At 71.3% G+C, this 1,252-nt stretch carries 1 protein-coding gene; it reads left to right on the top strand.

The genetic code is table 11. The annotated features are described in order from the left end of the window. A partial coding sequence (locus ABDJ40_RS24690; protein WP_347613772.1) for an amino acid adenylation domain-containing protein occupies positions 1–1,252 on the top strand: 1,252 nt, incomplete at both ends.

The following is a 1,252-nucleotide window of genomic DNA, read 5'->3' as shown; positions in this document are numbered from 1 at the left end:
TGCTGCCGTCGCAGGAGCGGGCGCAGCTGCTGGGCTGGGGCGTGTCGCAGCGGGAGTACCCGCGCGAGGAGGGTCTGGCGGCGCTGTTTGCGCGGCAGGTGCAGGCCCGGGCGCAGGCGGTGGCCGTGCAGGCCGGGGAACGCACACTGAGCTATGCGCAGCTGGACGCGTGGTCGGACCGGCTGGCGCAGGCGCTGCAGGCGCAAGGTCTGGCGCACGGTGAATGCGTGGCGCTGTCGCTGGGGCGCAGCATGGAGCTGGTGGTGGCGCAGCTGGGGGTGCTCAAGGCAGGCGGGGCGTATGTGCCGCTGGACGAGGTGTTGCCCGGGGCCAGGCAGGCGCTGATGGCGCAGGACTGCGGGGCGAAGCGGGTGCTGGCGCGCAGCGGCCAGGCGCTGGCGCAGGAGCTGGCAGGGCTGAGCCGGCTGGACGTGGACGAGGAGGCGCTGGCCCAGTGGCCGGCACAAGCAGTGGGTCAGCAGGGCCGAGGAGAGGACCTGGCCTATGTGATGTACACCTCCGGCTCCACGGGCACGCCCAAGGGCGTGCAGGTGAGGCAGCGCGGGGTGGCGCGGCTGGTGCTGAACAACGGCTATGCGCAGTTTGAAGCGCAGGACCGTGTGGCGCTGGCGGCCAACCCGGCCTTTGATGCGACGACGCTGGAGGTGTGGGCGGCGTTGCTCAACGGCGGGGCGGTGGTGGTGATAGACCAGGAGACGCTGCTGCAGCCGCAGGAGCTGGCCCAGGAGCTGGCACGCCAGCGGGTGAGCGTGCTGTGGCTGACGGTGGGCCTGTTCAACCAGTACGAGCCGCAGCTGGCCGGGGTGCTGCCGCAGCTGCGCTATCTGATCATTGGCGGTGAGGCGCTGGATCCGCGCGTGGTGGCGCGGGTGCTGGAGCGGCATGCGCCGCAACATCTGCTCAATGGCTATGGTCCGACGGAGACGACGACCTTCGCGCTGACCCACGAGGTCCGGCACGTGGCGCGGGATGCCAGCAGCATCCCGCTGGGCAGGCCCATCGGCAACACGCGGGTGTATGTGCTGGACGAGCAGGGAGCGCCGACGCCCATCGGGGTGGCGGGGGAGATCTGCATCGGCGGGGACGGGGTGGCGCGCGGCTATCTGAACCAGCCGCAGCTGACCGAGGAACGCTTCGTGGCGGACCCCTTCAGCGAGGAGGCTGGGGCACGCATGTACAAGACCGGGGACCTGGGCCGCTGGCTGGCGGACGGGACCATCGAGTACCTGGG

The sequence above is a fragment of the Roseateles flavus genome (genome assembly GCF_039872765.1).
GTDB lineage: Bacteria > Pseudomonadota > Gammaproteobacteria > Burkholderiales > Burkholderiaceae_C > Roseateles_B > Roseateles_B flavus.
The sequence above is the reverse complement of the archived record's forward strand: the minus strand, read 5'-3'. Positions and strand labels throughout refer to the sequence as shown.